This is a genomic window from Bacillus sp. TH19 (assembly GCF_016651075.1).
In the GTDB taxonomy this organism is placed as follows: Bacteria; Bacillota; Bacilli; order Bacillales; family Bacillaceae_G; genus Bacillus_A; species Bacillus_A mycoides.
The window spans coordinates 528,761-550,093 of the sequence record NZ_JAEKEO010000010.1 but is presented as its reverse complement, the minus strand read 5'-3'; the positions used below and the strand labels follow the sequence as shown (position 1 = coordinate 550,093).

The 21,333-nt window shown below is 36.2% G+C and carries 20 protein-coding genes, 1 pseudogene and 1 riboswitch; of the genes and pseudogenes, 8 read left to right on the top strand and 13 right to left on the bottom strand.

The window, feature by feature from the left end:
• Positions 1–12: 12 nt before the first annotated feature.
• The gene (locus JFU54_RS20535; RefSeq protein ID WP_002087367.1) at positions 13–258 is read right to left on the bottom strand and encodes a hypothetical protein; all 246 of its coding nucleotides are present in this window, start codon (positions 256–258) and stop codon (positions 13–15) included.
• Positions 259–748: 490 nt separating this feature from the next.
• Here JFU54_RS20535 and sasP point away from each other — a divergent pair, with 490 nt between their 5' ends.
• A complete protein-coding gene (gene sasP / locus JFU54_RS20530) occupies positions 749–952 on the top strand; it encodes a small acid-soluble spore protein, SasP family (RefSeq protein ID WP_000013349.1) in 204 nt (67 codons plus the stop codon).
• A gap of 51 nt (positions 953–1,003) precedes the next feature.
• Here sasP and JFU54_RS20525 read toward each other — a convergent pair whose 3' ends face one another.
• From JFU54_RS20525 to JFU54_RS20505, 5 genes are all read right to left on the bottom strand, one after another.
• Positions 1,004–1,738, bottom strand: coding sequence for an amino acid ABC transporter ATP-binding protein (locus JFU54_RS20525; protein ID WP_002010843.1), 735 nt, complete (start codon positions 1,736–1,738; stop codon positions 1,004–1,006).
• Between the two features lie 28 nt (positions 1,739–1,766).
• A complete protein-coding gene (locus JFU54_RS20520; RefSeq protein ID WP_033706449.1) occupies positions 1,767–2,465 on the bottom strand; it encodes an amino acid ABC transporter permease in 699 nt (232 codons plus the stop codon).
• Positions 2,452–3,249, bottom strand: coding sequence for an amino acid ABC transporter substrate-binding protein (locus JFU54_RS20515; RefSeq protein ID WP_002030008.1), 798 nt, complete (start codon positions 3,247–3,249; stop codon positions 2,452–2,454). Before JFU54_RS20515 ends, JFU54_RS20520 begins: the two co-directional genes overlap by 14 nt.
• Before the next feature lie 303 nt (positions 3,250–3,552).
• Complete coding sequence (locus tag JFU54_RS20510; RefSeq protein WP_201066106.1) at positions 3,553–5,553, bottom strand: ABC transporter ATP-binding protein; 2,001 nt, start codon at positions 5,551–5,553, stop codon at positions 3,553–3,555.
• Entirely contained in the window at positions 5,550–7,310 is a 1,761-nt protein-coding gene (locus JFU54_RS20505; RefSeq protein WP_201066104.1) for an ABC transporter ATP-binding protein, read from the bottom strand. The genes JFU54_RS20510 and JFU54_RS20505 overlap by 4 nt, the downstream gene beginning before the upstream one ends.
• Before the next feature lie 628 nt (positions 7,311–7,938).
• On the opposite strand from JFU54_RS20505, the gene gapN reads away from it, so the two are divergent.
• The 4 genes from gapN to JFU54_RS20485 all read left to right on the top strand — a co-directional run bounded on the left by gapN (position 7,939) and on the right by JFU54_RS20485 (position 12,930).
• Positions 7,939–9,378 (top strand): NADP-dependent glyceraldehyde-3-phosphate dehydrogenase, encoded by a 1,440-nt coding sequence (gapN, locus tag JFU54_RS20500; RefSeq protein WP_002010835.1) that lies wholly within the window; start codon positions 7,939–7,941, stop codon positions 9,376–9,378.
• 177 nt (positions 9,379–9,555) lie between these two features.
• A riboswitch (Lysine riboswitch) is annotated at positions 9,556–9,737 on the top strand.
• Between the two features lie 146 nt (positions 9,738–9,883).
• Positions 9,884–11,308 carry an amino acid permease gene (locus JFU54_RS20495; RefSeq protein WP_002087377.1) on the top strand — a complete coding sequence of 475 codons (1,425 nt, stop codon included), beginning with the start codon at positions 9,884–9,886 and terminating at the stop codon, positions 11,306–11,308.
• Between the two features lie 60 nt (positions 11,309–11,368).
• The gene (locus tag JFU54_RS20490) at positions 11,369–12,568 is read left to right on the top strand and encodes an ABC transporter permease (RefSeq protein ID WP_201051299.1); all 1,200 of its coding nucleotides are present in this window, start codon (positions 11,369–11,371) and stop codon (positions 12,566–12,568) included.
• A gap of 158 nt (positions 12,569–12,726) precedes the next feature.
• Positions 12,727–12,930: a hypothetical protein gene (locus JFU54_RS20485; protein ID WP_002010828.1), complete on the top strand. Its 204-nt coding sequence runs from the start codon at positions 12,727–12,729 to the stop codon at positions 12,928–12,930.
• Positions 12,931–12,981: 51 nt separating this feature from the next.
• Here JFU54_RS20485 and JFU54_RS20480 read toward each other — a convergent pair whose 3' ends face one another.
• A complete protein-coding gene (locus tag JFU54_RS20480; RefSeq protein ID WP_201066097.1) occupies positions 12,982–14,244 on the bottom strand; it encodes an MDR family MFS transporter in 1,263 nt (420 codons plus the stop codon).
• 154 nt (positions 14,245–14,398) lie between these two features.
• Between JFU54_RS20480 and JFU54_RS20475 the strand changes: the two are divergent.
• A pseudogene (locus JFU54_RS20475) lies at positions 14,399–16,137 on the top strand (ABC transporter substrate-binding protein).
• Between the two features lie 32 nt (positions 16,138–16,169).
• Entirely contained in the window at positions 16,170–16,688 is a 519-nt protein-coding gene (locus tag JFU54_RS20470) for a hypothetical protein (RefSeq protein WP_061689542.1), read from the top strand.
• Between the two features lie 146 nt (positions 16,689–16,834).
• Here JFU54_RS20470 and JFU54_RS20465 read toward each other — a convergent pair whose 3' ends face one another.
• Both JFU54_RS20465 and JFU54_RS20460 read right to left on the bottom strand, forming a co-directional pair.
• Entirely contained in the window at positions 16,835–17,380 is a 546-nt protein-coding gene (locus JFU54_RS20465; RefSeq protein ID WP_098635809.1) for an NAD(P)H-dependent oxidoreductase, read from the bottom strand.
• A gap of 19 nt (positions 17,381–17,399) precedes the next feature.
• Positions 17,400–17,939, bottom strand: coding sequence for an ester cyclase (locus JFU54_RS20460; protein WP_201066095.1), 540 nt, complete (start codon positions 17,937–17,939; stop codon positions 17,400–17,402).
• A gap of 169 nt (positions 17,940–18,108) precedes the next feature.
• On the opposite strand from JFU54_RS20460, the gene JFU54_RS20455 reads away from it, so the two are divergent.
• The gene (locus JFU54_RS20455) at positions 18,109–18,447 is read left to right on the top strand and encodes a winged helix-turn-helix transcriptional regulator (protein WP_002166316.1); all 339 of its coding nucleotides are present in this window, start codon (positions 18,109–18,111) and stop codon (positions 18,445–18,447) included.
• A gap of 53 nt (positions 18,448–18,500) precedes the next feature.
• On the opposite strand, the gene JFU54_RS20450 is transcribed toward JFU54_RS20455, so the two are convergent.
• The 4 genes from JFU54_RS20450 to JFU54_RS20435 all read right to left on the bottom strand — a co-directional run bounded on the left by JFU54_RS20450 (position 18,501) and on the right by JFU54_RS20435 (position 21,304).
• On the bottom strand, positions 18,501–19,703 hold the full coding sequence (locus tag JFU54_RS20450) for an MFS transporter (protein ID WP_201066093.1): 1,203 nt from the start codon (positions 19,701–19,703) through the stop codon (positions 18,501–18,503).
• 210 nt (positions 19,704–19,913) lie between these two features.
• Positions 19,914–20,492: a TetR/AcrR family transcriptional regulator gene (locus JFU54_RS20445; protein WP_002063960.1), complete on the bottom strand. Its 579-nt coding sequence runs from the start codon at positions 20,490–20,492 to the stop codon at positions 19,914–19,916.
• Positions 20,493–20,630: 138 nt separating this feature from the next.
• Entirely contained in the window at positions 20,631–20,945 is a 315-nt protein-coding gene (locus JFU54_RS20440) for a DMT family transporter (RefSeq protein WP_000539672.1), read from the bottom strand.
• Between the two features lie 2 nt (positions 20,946–20,947).
• A complete protein-coding gene (locus JFU54_RS20435) occupies positions 20,948–21,304 on the bottom strand; it encodes a DMT family transporter (protein ID WP_002140502.1) in 357 nt (118 codons plus the stop codon).
• Positions 21,305–21,333 lie beyond the last annotated feature (29 nt).

The window sequence follows — 21,333 nt, the reverse complement described above, 5'->3', positions numbered from 1 at the left end:
GAAGTTTTTTATTTAAACGAGCTTCACTACAACTTCTGTTTCCACATTACATACTCCGCAATAAAAAACATGATTGCAATACTCCTGTGAATTATTATGTGTTAAACCGTCTACTGCACTTAATAATTCTTGATCCATATATGCACTGTAATCGTCTATGTAATCTACAGTTTTCCCATAATCTTGGAGTATACCTTGGCAATTTTGACAAGAATATGTTTGTGATTCTAGCGCGTTGCAAAGCGGGCAAATTCCCATCATGATTCCTCCATACGTTATCGTTTAAAAACAATTAAAAAGCCCTTTTTTTAGATTGAAGAGAGCATCTAGCCGTGCATAGACGCGGTCAGTTCCTTTTTCTGCCCCATCCTGGGTTAAAACAGAACTATGTAGTTGCTCCCAATTTAATTTTCATTTTACTAAACTGGAATTTGTCTCACTTTAACAAATCATAAGTTAAGTAAGCCAAGCTGGTTATACAAAGAAAAAAACGCATATGATTTCGCTCTTAGTTTAGCCTTCTTTCTTAAAAATACAACGATTACTCTTATTTCATAATTTACGAAATGATGAAATATTTTTTACAAAATTTACAAATTATTTTTTTGTATATCTTTCTAGGTAACATCCATACTATGAGTACAAACTTAATTACCGATGGATTAGCGCCAAACGGGGCGATAATCTGGTTCAAATCCAGCTAGTCCAACCAAAAAAATTTTTATAACTCTAAGGAGGATATATTCCTATGGCAAACCAAAGTTCTTACAATCAATTAGTAGTACCAGGTGCAACAGCAGCAATCGATCAAATGAAGTACGAAATCGCTCAAGAATTTGGTGTACAATTAGGAGCAGATTCTACGGCTCGCGCTAACGGTTCTGTTGGTGGAGAAATTACAAAACGTCTAGTTGCAATGGCTGAGCAAAGCCTTGGCGGATTCCAAAAATAAATATATATGGCAAAAAGGTCTCAAGGCATATGCCTTGAGACCTTCCTTAATTTATTGCAACATTTGTAAAAACTTCTTCGTTCGTTCTTCTTTTGGATTTGTAAATACATCTTCCGGTGTACCTTGTTCGACAACGACACCGCCATCCATGAAAATAACACGGTTCGCAATTTGATGAGCAAAGCGCATTTCATGCGTTACAATGACCATCGTCATTCCTTCTTTAGCAAGTTCTTTCATAACCTTTAAAACTTCTTGAACTAGCTCAGGATCAAGTGCTGACGTTGGCTCATCAAATAGTAAAACTTCCGGCTCCATCGCAAGCGCACGAGCGATTCCAACGCGCTGTTGTTGTCCACCTGATAATTGGAACGGATATAAGTCTACTTTATCCGCAAGACCAACTTTTTCAAGGAAATAGTTTGCTTTTTTCTTCGCTTCTTCTTTCCCCATCTTTTTCACTGTAACGAGCCCTTCCATTACATTGTGAATTGCTGTTAAATGAGGAAATAGATTATGGTGTTGGAATACCATACCTGTTTGCGTACGAAGATTTACAATATCTTTCTTCGATACTTTTTGAGAGAAATCAAGCTCTTTATTGCCGATGCGAATGTTACCAGCGTTCGGCGTTTCTAACACGTTGAGACAACGTAAGAATGTCGTTTTACCAGATCCAGATGGCCCGATAATAACAACCACTTCGCCCTTCTCAACTGATAGGTCTATATGTTTTAATACGGTATTATCTCCGAAACTTTTTTGTAAATGTTGAATTGAAATCATAAAAACAAAAACTCCTTTTATGAAAGGGTTATTTTAGAGTATAACGTTCTGAACGTTTTTCTAATATTTGTTGCACGATAGATAATAAGAAGCAAATTACCCAATAAATTAGACCTGCTTCAAAATAAACAATTAAAAACTCATAGTTCATTGCCGCAATTTCCTGCGCTTTTCGGAACATTTCTGTTACTAAAATTAACGACGCTAATGACGTATCCTTCACTAAACTAATAAATGTATTCGAAAGCGGCGGAATTGATACGCGTGTTGCTTGTGGTAAAATAACACGTTTTAATGCTTGCGGGTATGTCATCCCAATTGTGTAAGCTGCTTCCCACTGTCCTTTCGGGATTGAAAGGATAGAAGCACGAATAATTTCAGATGCATATGCACCTACATTTAATGAAAATCCAATAACTGCTGCTGTATATGGCTCAACTTCAATATTAAGAGTTGGAAGACCATAGAAAATAATAAATAACTGTACAAGAAGTGGCGTTCCGCGAATGATAGATACATAGATACGAGCAATCCATTGTAAAATACGACTACCTGAAATACGTGCGAGCGCTGTTAACGTCGCAAGTATAATACCGATAATAAATGTAATAAGCGTTAACGGAATTGTCGTAAAGACAGCTTCCTTCAGCATAGGCGCGAAGGAAGTCTGCATAATATCTATCCAAGTAGACAATCGATCTGACATCAATGCGCTACTTAGATACATTTTCACCGAACCATTTTTTCGTTATTTTATCGTACGTACCATCTTTTTTCATATCTTCTAACGCTTTATTTACTTCTTGTACAAGTTTGTCGCTACCTTTACGGAATAAGAATCCACTTTGTGACGCTTCTTTTTCTGTATCTACAATTTTAATTTTTGCATCTTTTTTCGTTTCTAAATAGTTTAACACTGATAATTTATCATTGATTGTGAAATCAACGCGGCCAGAACTTAATAATTCTGCTGCTTGGCTAAATCCTTCTACACCTGTGATTTCCGCACCATTTTTCTTAGCAATATCTGCGTAGTTACTTGTTAAAGATTGTGCTGCTTTTAATCCTTTTACGTCAGCAAATGTAGCAGGTTTATCTTTATCTTTCGCAATAACTAATGCTGCTGAAGAAGAAATATATGGACTAGAGAAGTCATATTTCTTTTGGCGATCTTCACGAATACCAACTTCGTTCGCAACCATGTCGAAACGTTTTGCATCTATTCCTGCAAGTAAGCTATCCCATTGTGTTTCTTTAAATACAGGCTTTACTCCTAAACGTTTTGCAACTTCTTCTGCTAATTCAACGTCAAACCCAGTTAATTTATCGTTTGTATCGTGGAACGTAAATGGTGGATATGTACCTTCTGTACCAATTACAAGCTCACCGCTTTGTTTTATCTTCTGTAATGCATCTTGATTAGCTGTATCTTTTTTCTCTTCTTTACCGCAGCCCGCTACAATCCCAATCGCTAATGTAGTTACTGCAAGCACTGAAAATAATTTTTTCATGATAGTAGTCCTCCAAGTATTCTGATAGGAATTTAAAAACTATATTGATTGTATGCAATTTCGAACAATTTTTCAATGAAAATGTTCTTATTTAGTTTAACCTTTTTCTTCATAATCAAACAAAATGGAAAAATAGCGCTACATACAAAAAATAAGTAACATTTTTTAATATAGCATTTATAAAGAAAAAGGTAAAACAATACCTACTTATTTATAAGTTTTTCAGCCGGTGAAATATATTAACTTCTAAGCGGACAATCCTATCAAAAAAGAACTTGCGAAAATCGCAAGTTCTTCTAAAAATTAAGCACTCTGGTTTCCTTCCATTTGCGTTTTATACATATCGTAATAACGCCCGCGCTTTTTCATTAATTCATCATGGGAACCTTTTTCCAAAATCGTTCCTCTATCAAGCACAATAATTTGATCAGCGCTCTTAATTGTTGAAAGACGATGAGCGATAATAAACGTCGTTCGTCCTTTTTTCACAACTTCTAGCGCTTGTTGAATCATCGCTTCTGTTTCTGTATCAATACTGGAAGTCGCTTCATCTAAAATTAAAATAGCAGGATCAAAAGCAAGTGCCCTAGCAAACGATATAAGCTGACGTTCTCCGGTTGAAAGTGTACTTCCTTTCTCCGTAATTTTTTCATCTATATTGTTCGCAAACCTTTCCGCACCAACATCACGTAACGCCTTTACGATGCGATCTTTTGAAATTTTTTCATTTTCTAAGCTTACATTGGATGCCACTGTCCCGCTAAATAAAAACGGATCTTGCAATACAATTCCCATATGTTCACGTGTTGCTTGTTTCGGCATCTCTGTTACATCATGACCATCAATCGTAAGCTTCCCTTTTTGAAATTCATAAAACTGAAAGAGCACATTCATAATGGAACTTTTTCCTGATCCAGTATGACCGACAAGTGCCACTGTCTCCCCTTGTTTCGCTTCAAAAGAAATATTTTTTAATACTTCATCTTTTCCATTGTAAGAAAACGAAACATTATCGAATTTCACATTTCCGGTTAAGCGAGGCATACGTTCTTCTTCTACTGCCTCTCCCTTTTCCTCTAGCAATTCAAAGACGCGCTCTGATGCAACACGCGATTGCTCTAAGTTAGCCAGTTGGTTCACCATGTTCGTAATTGGCGAGAACAATCTCGTTAAATAATCGACGAAAGCATACAGTATCCCTAGAGAAAGGAGGCCAGAAGCACTTAATGAAGCACCACCGAAATACCAAATTACACCTGTAAAAGCGATGTTTCTTAATACAGACACTAAATTATGCGAAGTTGCTGCATTTAAATTTAAAATTTTATTTTGATATTTAAAATAATCACCATTTAACTCTTCAAATTCCTTCTTCGTTTCATGTTCTTGACGAAATGCTTGAATAATTGGCATCCCTTGAATTGATTCATTCACTGTTCCGTTAATATCCGATAAACGCGAACGCATTTTATGATTGTATACAGACGCATACTTTCTATACATAATCGCCCAAACAATTAAAATTGGGATGATGAGTAAGCATAGTGCCGCCAGTTTTACATCAAGTAAAAATAGCGCAGCGAAAATCCCGATAATATAGATGATACTAGAGACGAATGTCGCAAGCACTGTTACATATAAATCACGAATCGCTTCTGTATCATTCGTTACACGCGATACAATTTTCCCTGCTGGTAAATGGTCAAAATAACGAATTGGCAACGTTTGAATATGGGAAAAGACGTCTTCCCTCATAATTTGAATAATTTTGTTTGCCGCCTTCTGTAAGAAGAACTGCTTTCCGTAAGCAAATAATGATACGACTACTAATAAAGCGAAATATCCACCGCCAAGTAGTAGTAACCGATTTATTTCTGGTTTATAAAACGCAAATACTTCCTTTTTCGTTAAGGCTTTCGTTTTATAAACCTGCACTGCCTTACCACTTTGTACTGTAAGCACATCACCCTTAACAGAACGAGTTCCTTCAAGCGTTATTTTATTCGGTACAAAATAGTACTGAAAACCAACTTGAATCACTCGGACTTCTTTCCCTTTTTGCTCACCTTGTTCAAAGCGATCACTTCGCTTATAAAAGGCGCCATTATATAAAACAGCATCCTCACTCTTTTCTGTTTCATACCAGGGTCTCTCTATTCCAACGATATGCTCATCGATCATCGTTTTTGCGACGAAAGGACCCGCGAGTTCTGCAATAACGAAAACAAATAGCATCGCCATCGCTGCAAAAATCGGCCCTTTTACTTTCATCGCGTATTGAAACAATCGTTTTGAAACACTCATATTTTCACCCCACTATCCGTACTTTCACTTTCACCTTGTTGTCTTTCGAACTGCTCTGCATACCAGCCCCCATTTCGAACGAGCGCTTCATGCGAGCCTTCTTCAATAACCTCACCGTTATCCATAACGAGAATCCAATCAGCATGCTGCACTGCTGACAAACGATGCGTCGTTATAATCGTCGTCTTCCCGCTTCTTTCTGTTCGTATGTTTTCAATAATTGCCGCTTCAGTACGAGCATCAACAGCTGATAAAGAATCGTCCAAAATTAAAATTTCCGGATTTTGAATAACAGCCCTCGCAATCGAAATCCTTTGCTTTTGCCCACCTGATAAAGAAACACCTTTCTCTCCAACGAGCGTTTCTAAACCTTCCGGTAAAAACTCTAAATCCTTTTTAAACGCAGCTATTTCAATCGCTTTTTCAAGTTCTTCTTCAGTCGCTTCTCTATTTCCGAATAAAATATTTTCCTTCGCTGTTTTTGAGAACAAAATGTGTTCCTGAGGTACATACCCAATCCAGCCAAGTACGTTATCATTCGTAATTTTATCTAGCTTCACATCAGAAACCGCAATATCCCCTTCCCCGAGTGGATATTGACGAAGAAGCTGACGAACGAGCGTCGTTTTCCCGCTTCCTGTTTTCCCAACAACTCCAAGTGTCTCTCCTTGTTTTAATGAGAACGAAACATTTTTTAAATTTGTTTCAATTGATGAAGGATATGAAAAAGTAACATTATCAAATTCAATGTAATCTGGCTCTTGTACAACCTTTGGATCTTTCGGATTCTTTACATCCGGTTCATAAGCTAACGTTTCATTTACACGGTCGAGCGACGCATTTCCTCTTTGCATAACATTAATCAATTCACCAATTGCAAACATCGGCCAAATCATCATCCCTAAATAGACGTTAAAAGAAACGAGCTCACCAAGTGTCACCTTTGATTGGAATACGAGATATGCACCGTACACTAAACCAATTAAATAACTAAGACCGACGAGCATTTTTACAGTTGGCTGGAATAATGCATCGATTCTTGCTACTATCATATTTTTCTCGTATACGTCATCTCCTAAATGATGAAACCTTTCTTGATCAGCATTCTCCTGTACATACGCACGAATAACGCGTACACCCGCAATTGATTCAAGTACTTTATCGTTCATATCCCCGAACGCATCTTGCGCGACTGTAAATCTTTCATGCAACTTCTTTCCGTATCTATTCATCGCATACGCCATAATCGGAAGCGGTATAAGCGCAGCAAATGTTAACTGCCAACTAATTGAAAAGCCCATCATACAAACGATTGTAAGCATATATAGACTAGAATCAACGAGCGTTAATATACCAAAACCAGCTGTCATGGAGATTGCTTTTAAATCATTTGTCGCTCTCGCCATTAAATCGCCAGTACGATTTTTTTGATAAAACGTCGGTGTCATCTTAAGTAAATGCCCCATAAATTTTGAACGCATCGTTTTCTCAAGTACGAACGCACCGCCAAATAGTTGGTGCTGCCAAATGAAAGTAAGTACATACCCACCAATCGTTACCCCAAGTAAAATAAGAATATATTGCATAATCGCCTCATTCGTTAAGGCTCCCGTTTTAATATTATCAATTGTAATTCCTAACACTTTCGGAGGAATTACCTCTATCACGTTTACAATTAAAAGTACCCCAATTGCAATACTATACCTTTTCCAATGCTCTCTAAAAAACCAGCTTAACTTTAGTAATACTGAAAACAATATAACCTCTCCTTTCTCGTTCCCGTTTGATTCACATTTCTTTATCCGCTATCCAAACCCATCACATTTACATTTCGTAAGCCATACAATTTCATCACATTTTTCCACCTTCCAAATTCCGGTTTTTTATAGTAACAAGGAAAACAAACAAAAAAAAGCATATCGCCGCTTGACGATATGCAATAGAATGCATAGAAGCGTACGTTACGATATACGCAACGTACGCTTCTCATAAGACAAAAAGGTCCTATATATCCGCACAGGTTGCGTAATGATATGAATGTTTTCCGCCATTTAACAGAGCTAAGCCCATTACATTTACGATTACAATCATTACGCACACCCCCTTCATTTATTTTCCATTTATAATCTTACAACTTTATTGAGTATTCTGTCAATTGTTTTTTTCGCTTTAGAATAAAATAATCTTTTATCACAAAAAATAAAAGTGATGCATTCTACTTACAATTCAGTTTGAAATAAGAGAATCTTCTGTAAGAAAGGGCATACAAAATAAAAAAATAGTAAGAAATCGTTTTCACAAACATTTCATTTGAAAAATATTATCAAACCACCTACAATCACCTTATACTCACTCTTACAAGTTGCTATTTTAGGAGGACTAATCATGACAACTAGCAATACGTACAAATTTTATTTAAACGGAGAATGGAGAGAAAGCTCTTCAGGTCAAACAATCGACATTCCATCTCCATACTTACACGAAGTAATTGGGCAAGTACAAGCAATTACTCAAGGAGAAGTAGATGAAGCAATTGCATCTGCAAAAGAAGCTCAAAAATCATGGGCTGAAGCTTCTCTACAAGATCGCGCAAAATATTTATATAAATGGGCTGATGAGCTCGTAAATATGCAAGATGAAATTGCCGATATCATTATGAAAGAAGTCGGTAAAGGCTATAAAGATGCGCAAAAAGAAGTCGTTCGTACAGCTGACTTAATTCGTTACACAGTTGACGAAGCACTTCACATGCACGGTGAAAGCATGATGGGTGATAGCTTCCCTGGTGGATCTAAATCTAAACTTGCGATTATTCAGCGCGCACCACTTGGTGTTGTATTAGCAATTGCACCATTTAACTACCCAGTAAACTTATCTGCTGCAAAACTTGCACCAGCACTTATTATGGGTAACGCTGTTATCTTCAAACCAGCAACTCAAGGTGCAATTAGCGGTGTTAAAATGGTTGAAGCACTTCATAAAGCTGGCCTTCCAAAAGGTCTTGTAAACGTAGCTACAGGACGCGGTTCTGTAATTGGTGACTACTTAGTAGAACATCCTGGCGTAAATATGGTATCGTTCACAGGTGGTACAAATACAGGTAAACATTTAGCGAAAAAAGCTGCGATGATTCCACTTGTATTAGAACTTGGTGGTAAAGATCCTGGTATCGTTTGTGAAGATGCAGACTTACAAGAAGCTGCAAAGCATATCGTAAGCGGTGCATTCTCTTACTCAGGTCAACGTTGTACAGCTATTAAGCGTGTACTTGTACATGAAAATGTAGCAGACGAACTAGCTGGCTTATTAAAAGAGCAAGTAGCTGAACTATCAGTTGGATCTCCAGAACAAAACAGCACAATCGTTCCATTAATCGACGACAAATCTGCTGACTTCGTTCAAGGTTTAATTGACGATGCTGCTGAAAAAGGTGCAACAATCGTTATCGGTAACAAACGTGAGCGCAACCTAATTTATCCAACATTAATCGACAACGTAACAGAAGAAATGAAAGTTGCTTGGGAAGAGCCATTTGGCCCAATCCTTCCAATCATCCGTGTTTCTTCTGACGAACAAGCGATTGAAATTGCTAACAAATCAGAGTTCGGTCTGCAAGCAAGTGTCTTCACAAAAGACATTAACAAAGCATTTGCAATTGCTAACAAAATCGACACTGGTTCTGTTCAAATTAACGGACGCACAGAGCGCGGCCCTGACCACTTCCCATTCATCGGTGTAAAAGGTTCAGGTATGGGCGCACAAGGTATTCGTAAGAGCCTTGAGTCTATGACTCGTCAAAAAGTAACTGTATTAAACTTAGTTTAATCTTATATGTAGCAGCTGATCTAATATTTAGGTCAGCTGCTTTTTAGTTAAAACCCTCCAGAACCTAATAACGAATTCTTCTCTATAATCTGATTATTACTATATCCATTGACGTATAAAAATACATTTGTTACTCTTAAACATGTTAATTTAATACATAAATCCTCATTCGTATCTCGGTGAGGTAGAGGTTGCAGTCATTAAGAGTATCATTTCAGGAGATGTAGTGGCATTGATGAAGAAATGAGAAAGGAATGATTGCCGAAGTAAGTCGTGTCCACCATACACGCTTGCTGGGTCTGCATTTAATAAGTGCAGAACTGTCACAAACGTTTCGTTTGTGGAGAGCTATCGAGAGGTATGTCGTGGGTTTCTTATAAGATAGAAAGCATGTAGCGGCAGATTACGTGCTTTTTTTGTTTTGTTTGGAACTTCTCTTCCTTATCAGGAAGACATACATATCTCCTCGCTTGACTTGGTTATACTAACTTTGGAGGTATTTTCTATGCAACAAAAAAAATGGGGCTTTTGGGTACTAACAGCTTTCGTTGTCGGTAACATGGTTGGCGCTGGTATTTTCATGGTGCCAAGTACGTTAGCACAAACAGCAAGCCCACTCGGTGTCACTTTAGCTTGGTTAACAACAGGGTTTGGTGTTTTAATGCTAGCTCTTGTTTTCGGTAATTTAGCAATTCGTCGTCCTGATTTAACGACAGGACCACAAAGTCATGCATATGCTTTATTCTCAACACCAAAAAGAAAGAAAATGGCTGGTTTCAGCATGGTATGGGGATATTGGGTTGCAAACTGGGCAAGTAACGTTGCCATCATTACATCTTTCGCGGGATATTTATCACTCTTCTTCCCGATTATGAAAGATACGCGACTATTATTTTCAATCGGCTCGTTCGATATTGAAGTTGGAAAGCTCATTACATTTACTATTTGTTCCGTCTTACTTTGGGGAACTCATTTAATATTAACAAACGGTGTAAGCGGAGCTGGGAAACTAAACTTCTTAGCAACAACAACGAAAGTAACTGGATTCCTTCTATTCATCATTGTTACGTTGTTTGCGTTCGAAGCTTCAAAGTTTGGACAATGGTACACACCGATGATCGATAAAGAAGGCGTATCACACGGTCTCCTTTCACAAGTAAATTTAGCCGCTCTTACAACACTTTGGGCATTTATCGGGATTGAATCAGCCGTTCTTTTATCAAACCGAGCTACCTCTCCAAAAACGGTAAAACGCGCAACTGTTGCAGGATTACTTATCACAGTTGCAATTTACTTAGGAATTACAATTTTAACAATGGGTGTACTTCACGTTGATAAATTACAAGCTTCTGAACGTCCATTAGCAGATGCATTAAACGCTGCAATGGGTCATGGCGGCGGGAAACTTATGGCATTACTTGCTCTTACTTCCCTATTCGGTTCAATATTAGGCTGGATTTTATTAAGCTCAGAAGTACCTTATCAAGCAGCAAAAGAAGGTTTCTTCCCTTCCTTCTTCGCAAAAACGAATAAAAAAGGAAGTCCAATTCATTCACTACGATTAACAAACATTATGTCGCAAGTGTTCTTATTCTCAACATTATCAGGAACAATTGCGGAAGCTTATACATTCGTTATTACCGTATCAACACTGGCCTATCTCATTCCATATCTCGTTTCACCAATCTTCCAGTTAAAACTAGTCGCAACTGGTGAAACATATAAAAATGAAATGGGTTCAAGAATTATGGATGGTGTAGTTGCAGTTATCGCACTTTGCTATGCACTATGGGTTATTAAAACAGGAGCATCCGATATAAAAACATTTCTTCTCGGAATTGGTTTATTCGGGATTGGCTTTGCCTTCTATCCATTAATGAATCGTGATCAGAAAAAAAATAAAGAAAAGAAAAACGAGCAAGTTGCGTAACGCAATTTGCTCGTTTTTTACTTTATAAAACATATATAATAGAAAAAAGAGGTGAAAAACATGTCAATCGAATCACTATGGAGCTCTCGCTTTCAACAACATATTCAAAATGCCATCACATACTTTGCACGTATGATTAACGGTTTACTATATAGCTTCATCTTCGTCTCATGTGTAGGTGCATATTATTACGCTAAGTTTCTTAAAACGGATCCTTCTAAAGGAATATCTTTATTACTCATCACGATCGTACTTACACTCATTGTAACGAGATGCCAAGTTCGCACATTTATTCAAAAACCGGACGCTGTCTATTTACTTGCATTAGAAGAGAAATTAACATCTTATTTTAAAAAATCTCTTCTATATAATTACATCATTCAGCTTTTCCCGCTTATATTTACGTTCCTTGTTATCGTACCGCTTGCCATGCAATCATTACAACTAACCGTACCTTTCTTATGTACAATCTTTATAATTTTAATGATTCTAAAGGGCTGGAACATATACATACATTGGATGTGGCGTGATAGTTATGAAAAAAGCATATGGTTTATCATTCGCATTGCTTGTAACGCCCTGATCATTTACATGCTGTTTTATACTGCAAATATCATTGTGCTAGGAGGCTTACTATTACTTCTTGCCTTCCTACTCCTATATACAAAAAAACAGCCCACAAAGCGAATACCGTGGGAATACATAATTGAGCAAGAAGAAAAAATGGACATACGTTTCTATCAATTCGCTAGCATCTTCACTGATGTTCCGCAACTGAATAAGCAAGTAAATAAAAGAAAATGGCTTACAAATTGGATTGAACCTTTATTACATAAAAAACGAGCAACTTTCTTCTATTTACATACACTAGCATTTTTACGCGGTAATGATTATTTCGGTATATATATTCGCTTAGGGTTGATCGGTGCTTTCGCTCTATATTTCATTCCGAATATATATGTAAAAGGTGCTATCGCTTATATCGTCCTATATATGATTTCTATGCAGCTTCGTTCTCTGTGGAAATATTTTTCGGGAAATATTATTGTAGCATTATATCCAATTGATACTGAAAAACGAATGAATCAATTTCTCCGCTTAATCTTTATATTGCTAAGTATTCAACTCATTGTATTTTCAAGTATTATACTCATTGCTACAGGGCAATTTTCACATAGTCTTATCATTATGATTATCGGGTTAATCTGGATCAAATTTATTATTGTACCAAAAACGAAGCAACGCGTTTCTTCGTTTTAACGAAAAAAAGGCTGCACATCACAGCCTCTTTTCTCGTCCCAAAATTTCTAATCACTTTTCATAGGCAGTTCTCATATAGTGAAAATGACTATACAATTCCTATCCATAAGTTAAATAATGATTTCGCACATATAAATAAAAAAGATAGGAGCTCTATTATGAACAACAATCCGCCTGCAACGCCCCAAAACAACTCAGAAGAAAATAGCCGTGACATTAAATTGCAAACATTACGAGTCATCGGACTCATCGTCCTTATTAGTGGTTATATCCTCGTCGCTCTCTCAGAAGTAGGTGAACTGAAAACCTTATTAACAAACCCTAACGCCAATCCTGATTTAGCTGAAGTTGATCCGTTTTAAAAATTATATAAAAAGCGAGTCCCAGTATAACTGGTTCGCTTTTATATAGTTTCATCCAATCTGAGAAACATTTCCTTCATTCTGATACTTCTCTTTCCCTATCGCCTTCATAAATAATAAAATACTGCTCATACCAACGATGAAATATAGAGCGCTCATGCCCCAAGATGCAATAAATGACCCTAGCATAACACCTAATGCACCATTCATTTTCGCAACTTGAAAGACCATTCCGTTAATCGCCATATAAGAGCCTCTTGCCTCATTCGGCACCATATCTGCCATAATAGATTGACGAACTGGCACATACATCATCTCTCCTACAGTTTGGAAAAGCCCTGCGATTAATAAGATCCATAAACTATTGCTCGTTCCGAGTATTGTAAATCCAATTGTATAAATGAATAAGCCTACATATAAAATTTTTAAATCGTTAAAGCTTTTCAGCATTTTAATAAGAAGCGCCGAACATAACACAACTAAAATTGTATTCTCTGCTGAAATCCAGCTCAGCATTCGAATACCTGTTAAATCAAAAGTAAAACCATCGCCAAAGAAAAGGTGAATCGTTTCAAATTCCTTCTGTAAACGTATCCCCAAATAATTATTAATTTGAAACTCTAACGATAGTGTACATATACTTGCTGCACAAAAAATTAAAAACGCTCTATCTTTCATCACGACTTTATAACTATCTGCCATATCTTTTAATACATTTTTCTTCTCCACCGTTTTTCGTGCCACATACACTTCTTCCATATATACAGCCATCACATATAAAGTAATAACTGCAATAACTGTTAATCCGATAAACAATTGCAATCTATAGTTCTCAAATAGTAATCCGCCAAATATTGCTCCAATCGCAATTGATAAGTTAATAGCCCAGTAGTTAATGCTGTACATCACTTTTCGATTTTCAGGTGTGCTCACATCTATTAACATCGCTTCCGTCGCTGGATTCATAAGTCCAGATCCTAAACTATTCACTAACATAAACACAAATGTTAGCCACGGTGAATCTACATAATCTGAGTTTGCAATTCCCATACAAGCAATGGAAACGACTTGTATACTTTGGCCGATAATCATTACTTTTTTACGACCGAGCCGATCTCCAACATACCCACCATATAAACCGATAATTAATGCAGCTAGCACATTGATGAGTAATAAAGCACCAGCAATCGCACTACCTAATTTTATTGAAAAATAAATCGCCATAAATGGAAAAATCATTGTGGATACAGTGCGTGTTAAAAACGAAGTTATAATTCTGATTTTTATATTTCGGTGCATACTCCAAAATCCCATTGTTTCCCCCTCCTTATGCTTATTCATTTTACTTTGAAAAAGAGGAAGAAAAAGGTTAGAATATTCTAAAGAGTTTCCCCTTTTATCCCGCATTAACGGGCAGTAAGACCCCCACTGATTAAAGTTTCACTTTATTATAGAAGGAAGTGTATATATGAAAATTATGGACTATTACATTCGTTTAAGATTACATGCACAAGACCAACAACATATACGAAATAGCTTACAAGAATTAGCGGATGTTTTATATTGCAGTACGAAAAACGTAAAGATTTTATTAAAGAAAATGAACGAGGAGCAATTAATTCACTGGACTCCAGGACGTGGTCGCGGAAATAAAACGGAAATTTTATTTGCACATAGTTTCCTAGAAGCAATTGAATCCTATACAGATGAACTGTTAGCGCAAGAAAAGTTAAAGGATGTTTTTCTTCTTTTAAAAGAACCTCTACCCCTTGCAATTCAAAAAAAGATAGAAAATAAACTACATCATCATTTTGGATACGAACCTTCAAATGATATGTATGACATATTGAAGATCCCTATATCAAGAAAGATATTACCATTAGATCCCGCTTTTACGGCTGTAACAACAGAGGGTCATCTTATTAACCAAATTTTTGATACATTAGTCATTTATAACGATATTACAGAAAAAATGGAACCACACATTGCACATACGTGGGAATTAAGCGAAGACGGGCTTACGTGGACGTTTCATTTACGAAAAGATATATATTTTCATAACGAAACTGTTCTAACTTCTAAAGATGTACAATTTTCATTTGAAAGATTGCAGCAAGCTCAATCTCCTTACGCATGGTTAACACAGGAAATTGTTCAAATTGAAACACCATCACCACTGCAAATACGATTTCATTTAGCAAAACCAAATTTATTTTTCTTACACTATGTGAGTTCCATGCAACTAGCAATTTTGCCACATGATGCAGCCGTTCAAAATCATCATTATATAGGTACTGGACCTTTCAGGCTTGCTCATTACTCTGAAGATAATATCGTACTCGAAGCGTTCACCCATTATTTTAAAGAGCGCGCGTTATTAGACCGTATTGAATTTTGGGGTATTCCTGATCATGTGCAAATAGATGCTGATTATGAATTACCAAATGAGAATGAAAATGAAAGACATGACATACAAATAGAAGAAATAGGCTGTATTTATGCTAGCTTCAACTTTACAAAACCTGGTCCCCACCACGACATTTACTTTCGTAAAGCTTGGAGAGAAATATATGACGTTGAAACGATACTTCGTAATATAGAGGGGCGACGAACAATTGCTGCATCAAGCTTTTTCCCTGAAAGAAGCCGCCAAGCTCATGGAAGATCCTACTCTTTAGAAAAAGCGAAAGATTATTTAAAAAAGAGCACCTATAATGGAGAAACGATACATATTTATTTCTTCGCATTTAAAGATAGTGCAAATGATGCACATTTCCTAAAAGAACGCTGCGAACAATTAGGAGTACACGTAGAACTTCACCCATTTCTCGTTTCAGATTATATGGATCGTTCTATTGATAAACATGCGGATATTATTTTTATGGGCGAAGTGTTTGCTGCTGATCATGAAATTGCATTTTTAAATGTATTTAAAAATAAAAGTTGCTTCGTAAATCGATTCATGGACCCACACTATGCAAAACAAATTAATTGTTTACTTGATACCTTTTTATTAGAAGACAATAAAGAAAAACGGTATAAGCTCATGTATGAGATCGAAGAGTTTTTACAAGCTGAAAACATCATTTTATTTAACTATCACGTTTTAAAAAGAAAAACATACCCTTCTTCTTTAAAAACGTAACAATTGATTCATTCGGTTGGGCGAATTTTGCGAAGTTATGGATACAGCCATCCCCGCATTAAAATGTGAAGTTTTTTATAAAAGGAGAAGAACCATGAAAAGCAACCTAGAAAAAAGGCTTTCCTATCTATACACAGGTGAGTTATTTTCAGTCATTACTTTTATTTTCACAAGTTACTTACTTAATTATGCTTATCCTACGTTACATTTATATTCCTTATATTCTTTTTGGATCTCATTTCTTCTTTTAGAGTTTATCTTATTACAAGGAACACTTTACTGGTACGTAAAGTGGAAACGACTAAAAAAAGAGAAAACATCTGTTACACCCATTAGGATGATTCAATATTTAAAAATACTTAAAAAGATAAATATAGCATTACTTATCACGGGATTTATTACGTTTACTATTGATTTTGTAATTTGGTATCCCCACTTACCTTTAGGTGGGCTATCATTCACTCTATTTATTTATATTTTTGCATTACTTGAGTACATTAACTATTATCATACTCAGCTTTCATACGATAACATCTCTGATATTAAACATTTAATCAAATCAAAAAAACTAAAACAGTCCTGTATGAGTAAAGATTTTCAACGTATTTCATAAAAGGTTAAATTCCGCTTATGAAGACTTTAAGCTAAGAAAAACTAAGAAATTTTTATGAATGCAAGAGAAGGTACTACCTCCTTAGTAGTACCTTCTTTTACATGTTTAAAGATGAACCTTTTTACGCACAAAGATGCAAACTACTATTAAATTACCTCAGCCAAATGATTCTTCAAGTCCATCAAAAATTTCTCAATATCCGGATTTTTCACCACATCATAACAAGCAAAGCTCTTTAACGGACTCATACCAATAAACTTCTGCACACGATGTAAATGACTAAGTGCTGATTCTAAACTTTCTCCTTCAAAGAACTTCGTCTTATCTCCGAATGCTTTTTCAGGTGCATTCCAAGTTGTAGAAAACATATACTGCTTCTCTTTTAATAAACCACCTGTTCCGTATTCATCTGCACCTTTAAAGAACAAACCGTATTCATACACTTCATCCATATACGTTTTAAATAATCCCGGTACACTAAACCAGTAAATAGGTGTTTGATAAATTACAACATCAGCCCATAAAAACTTTTCTTGCTCTTCCTTAATACTGTATCCATCTTGAATCGTTGTTGTTTTCACATAATGATTCTCACTTAATACAGTTACCATATAATCAACTAACGTTCTATTTAATCGTCCTTCTTTCGTACCGTATTTTTCATGCCCATTTATAATGAATATATTTTTCATCACTTTTCTCTCCCTTATTTTACTCTTCAGCTATCAAGCCGAGTTGCTGCTTCAGCGTAAGATTATCTTCTAAATGCCAATCTTCCGTTATCTTTCCGTCTTTCACATGCAAAATATCAATTGCAAAAAAATTGATTTTCTTATCATTATGAGTTCCTGTAAAAGAAAGACGAGCTGTTACTTTATCACTAACCACTAATAAATCTTCAATCTCACAATGTATGTCTGGAACTACTTTACGAAAGTTTTGCGCCGCAAGCTTTAATCCTTCAGTTCCTTGTGGTCGACCTTTCGGCAGTGTGTTATCGAAAAAATTTTCAGTAACCGTCTGCGGAATAAGCTCCTCTTTACCTGTATCCCAAAATGCATAAAAACGCTGAGCTGCATGCACGATTTCTGTCGCTTCCTTTTTACTTAATGAAGAATCAATTGTCATTGCTTTTGGCTTCGGCATTTCCTTTAATAACTGAATTTCAGTTTTTTGCTCACCACTACATGCTACAAGCACAATACAAATGACAAAAAAACTAAGTAACATAAACAGCTTTTTCATACCCATGGAAATCACCTCCTCTTCATACAAACCCTTTGTATTTCTTATTGCTATTGTATATACAGTAACTTCCTATATGGAAGTAGTGATATTTTTTTCATATAGTTACCAAAAAGATAGTTTTGTGATACGATAAGGCAAATTCATTAAAAAAATTTTTATGGAGGCTATTTCCATGAGCAATATAGATCCAGTTGTATTAACGAAAGGTTTACCTGGTATACCTTGTCCTATCGCTAAAACTCTTGACGTAATTAGTACAAAATGGACGTTTTTAATCATTCGCGATCTTCTTATCGAAGGAACATTAAGATTTAGCGATTTACAAAAATCAATGGACGGGATTAGTCCGAAAACATTATCACTTCGCCTAAAAGAATTGGAAGCACAAGGGATTATAACGAGAAAAGTATACCCAGAAGTTCCGCCTCGCGTAGAGTACACGTTAACGGATAAAGGAAAGCAATTAGAGGGGATATTTATTGAATTAAAGCGGTTTGGATTAAGTTTATAAACGAAAAGCCCCTTACCATAAAAATAGTAAGAGGCTTTTCGTTATTCACTACATTACTTCGCAAAACTTTGAGCTAGCTGTTTCTCTCTCCACATAAATGTAATACCGAGACCAACGATTAAAACAACACCTGAAAATGCATATGGATAATTAATGTTTATATCAAATAATATTCCGCCCATCGCTGGTCCTGCGATATTTCCTAAACTCGTATACGTTGAGTTCATACCAGCAACGAATCCTTGCTCTTTTCCAGCTGCTTTTGATAAAAACGTCGTTAAAGCTGGACGAAGCAAATCAAATGCTAAGAAAATAAAGCAAGTAACGAGAAGTACAATCCAATAATTAAAGACTACAGTTGAGACGAATGCTAATACTGCACCTACAATTAAACATATTTGAATTAATACTTTCTCACCGAACATGTCAACCAATTTGCCAAACATAAATACTTGCACGACTACCCCAAAGATGGAGCTAATCGTAATAATTGCAGCAATATCTTTCGGTGTGAAACCAAACTTATGATCAGAGAACAGGCTAAACACAGTTTCATATGCTGATAATCCAAATGCGAGTACAAATACAATAATAAATGCGATTGCATACATTGGATTTAATGATTTCTTTAAATCTCCGATAAAGCTGGATTCTTTCGTATTAGCAGAAATCTCTGCAAGTTCTTCTTTCGTTAACGGCTCTTTCAAAATAAATATAGAAATCACGCATGCAACAAAGGCAATCGCTGCTGCCACAAAGAACGGCACACGTATACCGTATTCTGCAATAAATCCGCCGATTCCAGGCCCTATAATAAATCCGGTACTAATAGCAGCTGAAAGATATCCCATCGCCTTTGGACGTTCCTGAATAGAAGTAATATCCGCAACATATGCCGTAACACCCGGCATAATAAACGCGGCACTAATTCCGCCTAACACCCTCGCTGCATAAAGCATCCACACATCTGTACCTAATCCAAAAAGAAGCTCTGAAACACCAAAAATAAATAATCCAATGATTATCATTTTCTTCCTACCGTAAATGTCGACCCAACGACCCGTAATAGGGGAAGTAATAAGCTGCGCCATTGCAAACACTGCAACGAGATAACCCATCGTCTTTCCTGTTAAATTCATATCATTCATAAAGGACGGCATAACCGGAATGATTAATCCAATCCCTAAAAAAGCGATAAATATATTACTCAAAAGAATGATCAATACCATCTTTTGTTCTTTTATCGGTTTCTTCAATTTTTAACACCTCTTCCCGTAGTTCCTCTCAAAAATAATGCCCAAGAAGCTTTTTCTTTATCCTGCTATTTGTGGGCTCATACTGAGTAAAGATGTCCCCACTCATTAGAATTTCACTCTATCCTTCCACACATACATAAACACAGGGTGAATGACTATCATTCAGTTTCCCGCAGAAATGAACCTACCTTTTCAGACAGGTTCATCTTACTACTTCTTTATATGTAGTGCATGTGTTAAAAAATCTAGTACTTCTGCCTTTTGTAGCTCGACTTGCTCATCATCTTTATGATCATATAAATAAACTTGTTCCGCTGCTGATTCAACAAGAGCGATAAATAACTTCGCTGTTCGCTCTGCGTGAACCGAATCACGAATTTCACCTGATTCTTTTGCCTCACTTAAAAAGTCACTTAGCCATATATAAAGAGGCTCATATACAGCTTCCCATTCTTTTATATGTTCAGTTGATGCAAGGCCCGCATACATTAATGCTTGTATTTCACGATATTCAGCTATAAAGGTAAATACTGCATCTATTACTTGCTCAACTTTACTTGAAAAAGGTGAATCGTTCTGTACTTTTTCTTTCACTGCAAGTATCATCTTCTCAACCATCACTTCTGCTATTGCAGGCATAACAGATAACTTAGAAGGAAAATATAAATAGAAAGTTCCTTGTGCTATGCCAGCCAATTTCACGATATCAGAAATCTTCGTTTTTTCAACGCCCTTTTCCTGAAACACTTCAATAGCTGCATAGACAATTTTTTCTTTTTTATTCATCATCTAAACCCTTTCACACGCGTATTGAATGACTGTCACTCATTTTATAAAATAATTAGCTGTACTGTCAATCATCGTGCACTTTTCATAATAAAAATCTCCCAACAAATCGTTAGGAGATTTAACTTTAATATCCTTTTCTTATGAAAGAGCCTTTAATCCCGTAACTCCACATACGATAAGAGCTACACTAATCAAACGTGCCTTACTTTTTGATTCACCAAACAGAAACATATTTAATAAAACAGCTCCTGCTGTACCAATGCCAATCCAAACCGCATAAGCTACACTTACTTGTAAGAACAAGAAAGATGTGTATAAGAATGCGAAGGAAGTTGCAAATCCACCTATATAAATCGCTCCATTTGCTAACGTCTTATCTTTACTATACATTTTAAGGCCTATTACACCGACTATTTCACTAATTGCAGCACAAAATACGAAAAACCAACCCATTTTTAAGCAGCTCCTTCCATAGTTTCTTCCGCGGTTTCTTCTTTATTATCAGCTAATTTTAAACCGATAACGCCCGCTACGACCATTACGATAAAGAATAGTTTTCCTACACTGAAACTGCCGCCGAAAAGGAATACATCCATTAGGAAAGTACCTACCGTACCAGCTCCGGCAAACACAGCGTATACAGTCCCTGTTGCAAGATGTTCGCACGCTTTCGATAGGAAGTAAAAATCAACAGCGATAACTCCTACAATAATGACCCAATGCCACCAAGTATGGGCTGTATTAAAACCAAACACCCAAAAAATTTCAAAGATACATGTTAATATGACATATAACCAAGCTTTATTTTTCATATCTCTCACCTTCTATTATTTACTGACTG

Bases quoted from the DNA above. Each gene is read 5' to 3' on its own strand.
- JFU54_RS20515 (WP_002030008.1), bottom strand. From the start codon at position 3,249: ATGAAAAAATTATTTTCAGTGCTTGCAGTAACTACATTAGCGATTGGG.
- JFU54_RS20460 (WP_201066095.1), bottom strand. From the start codon at position 17,939: ATGGGTATGAAAAAGCTGTTTATGTTACTTAGTTTTTTTGTCATTTGT.
- JFU54_RS20470 (WP_061689542.1), top strand. From the start codon at position 16,170: ATGAAAAGCAACCTAGAAAAAAGGCTTTCCTATCTATACACAGGTGAG.
- sasP (WP_000013349.1), top strand. From the start codon at position 749: ATGGCAAACCAAAGTTCTTACAATCAATTAGTAGTACCAGGTGCAACA.
- JFU54_RS20490 (WP_201051299.1), top strand. From the start codon at position 11,369: ATGTCAATCGAATCACTATGGAGCTCTCGCTTTCAACAACATATTCAA.
- JFU54_RS20485 (WP_002010828.1), top strand. From the start codon at position 12,727: ATGAACAACAATCCGCCTGCAACGCCCCAAAACAACTCAGAAGAAAAT.
- JFU54_RS20525 (WP_002010843.1), bottom strand. From the start codon at position 1,738: ATGATTTCAATTCAACATTTACAAAAAAGTTTCGGAGATAATACCGTA.
- JFU54_RS20520 (WP_033706449.1), bottom strand. From the start codon at position 2,465: ATGTATCTAAGTAGCGCATTGATGTCAGATCGATTGTCTACTTGGATA.
- JFU54_RS20435 (WP_002140502.1), bottom strand. From the start codon at position 21,304: ATGAAAAATAAAGCTTGGTTATATGTCATATTAACATGTATCTTTGAA.
- JFU54_RS20455 (WP_002166316.1), top strand. From the start codon at position 18,109: ATGAGCAATATAGATCCAGTTGTATTAACGAAAGGTTTACCTGGTATA.
- JFU54_RS20465 (WP_098635809.1), bottom strand. From the start codon at position 17,380: ATGAAAAATATATTCATTATAAATGGGCATGAAAAATACGGTACGAAA.
- JFU54_RS20480 (WP_201066097.1), bottom strand. From the start codon at position 14,244: ATGGGATTTTGGAGTATGCACCGAAATATAAAAATCAGAATTATAACT.
- JFU54_RS20510 (WP_201066106.1), bottom strand. From the start codon at position 5,553: ATGAGTGTTTCAAAACGATTGTTTCAATACGCGATGAAAGTAAAAGGG.
- JFU54_RS20445 (WP_002063960.1), bottom strand. From the start codon at position 20,492: ATGATGAATAAAAAAGAAAAAATTGTCTATGCAGCTATTGAAGTGTTT.
- JFU54_RS20535 (WP_002087367.1), bottom strand. From the start codon at position 258: ATGGGAATTTGCCCGCTTTGCAACGCGCTAGAATCACAAACATATTCT.
- JFU54_RS20495 (WP_002087377.1), top strand. From the start codon at position 9,884: ATGCAACAAAAAAAATGGGGCTTTTGGGTACTAACAGCTTTCGTTGTC.
- gapN (WP_002010835.1), top strand. From the start codon at position 7,939: ATGACAACTAGCAATACGTACAAATTTTATTTAAACGGAGAATGGAGA.
- JFU54_RS20440 (WP_000539672.1), bottom strand. From the start codon at position 20,945: ATGGGTTGGTTTTTCGTATTTTGTGCTGCAATTAGTGAAATAGTCGGT.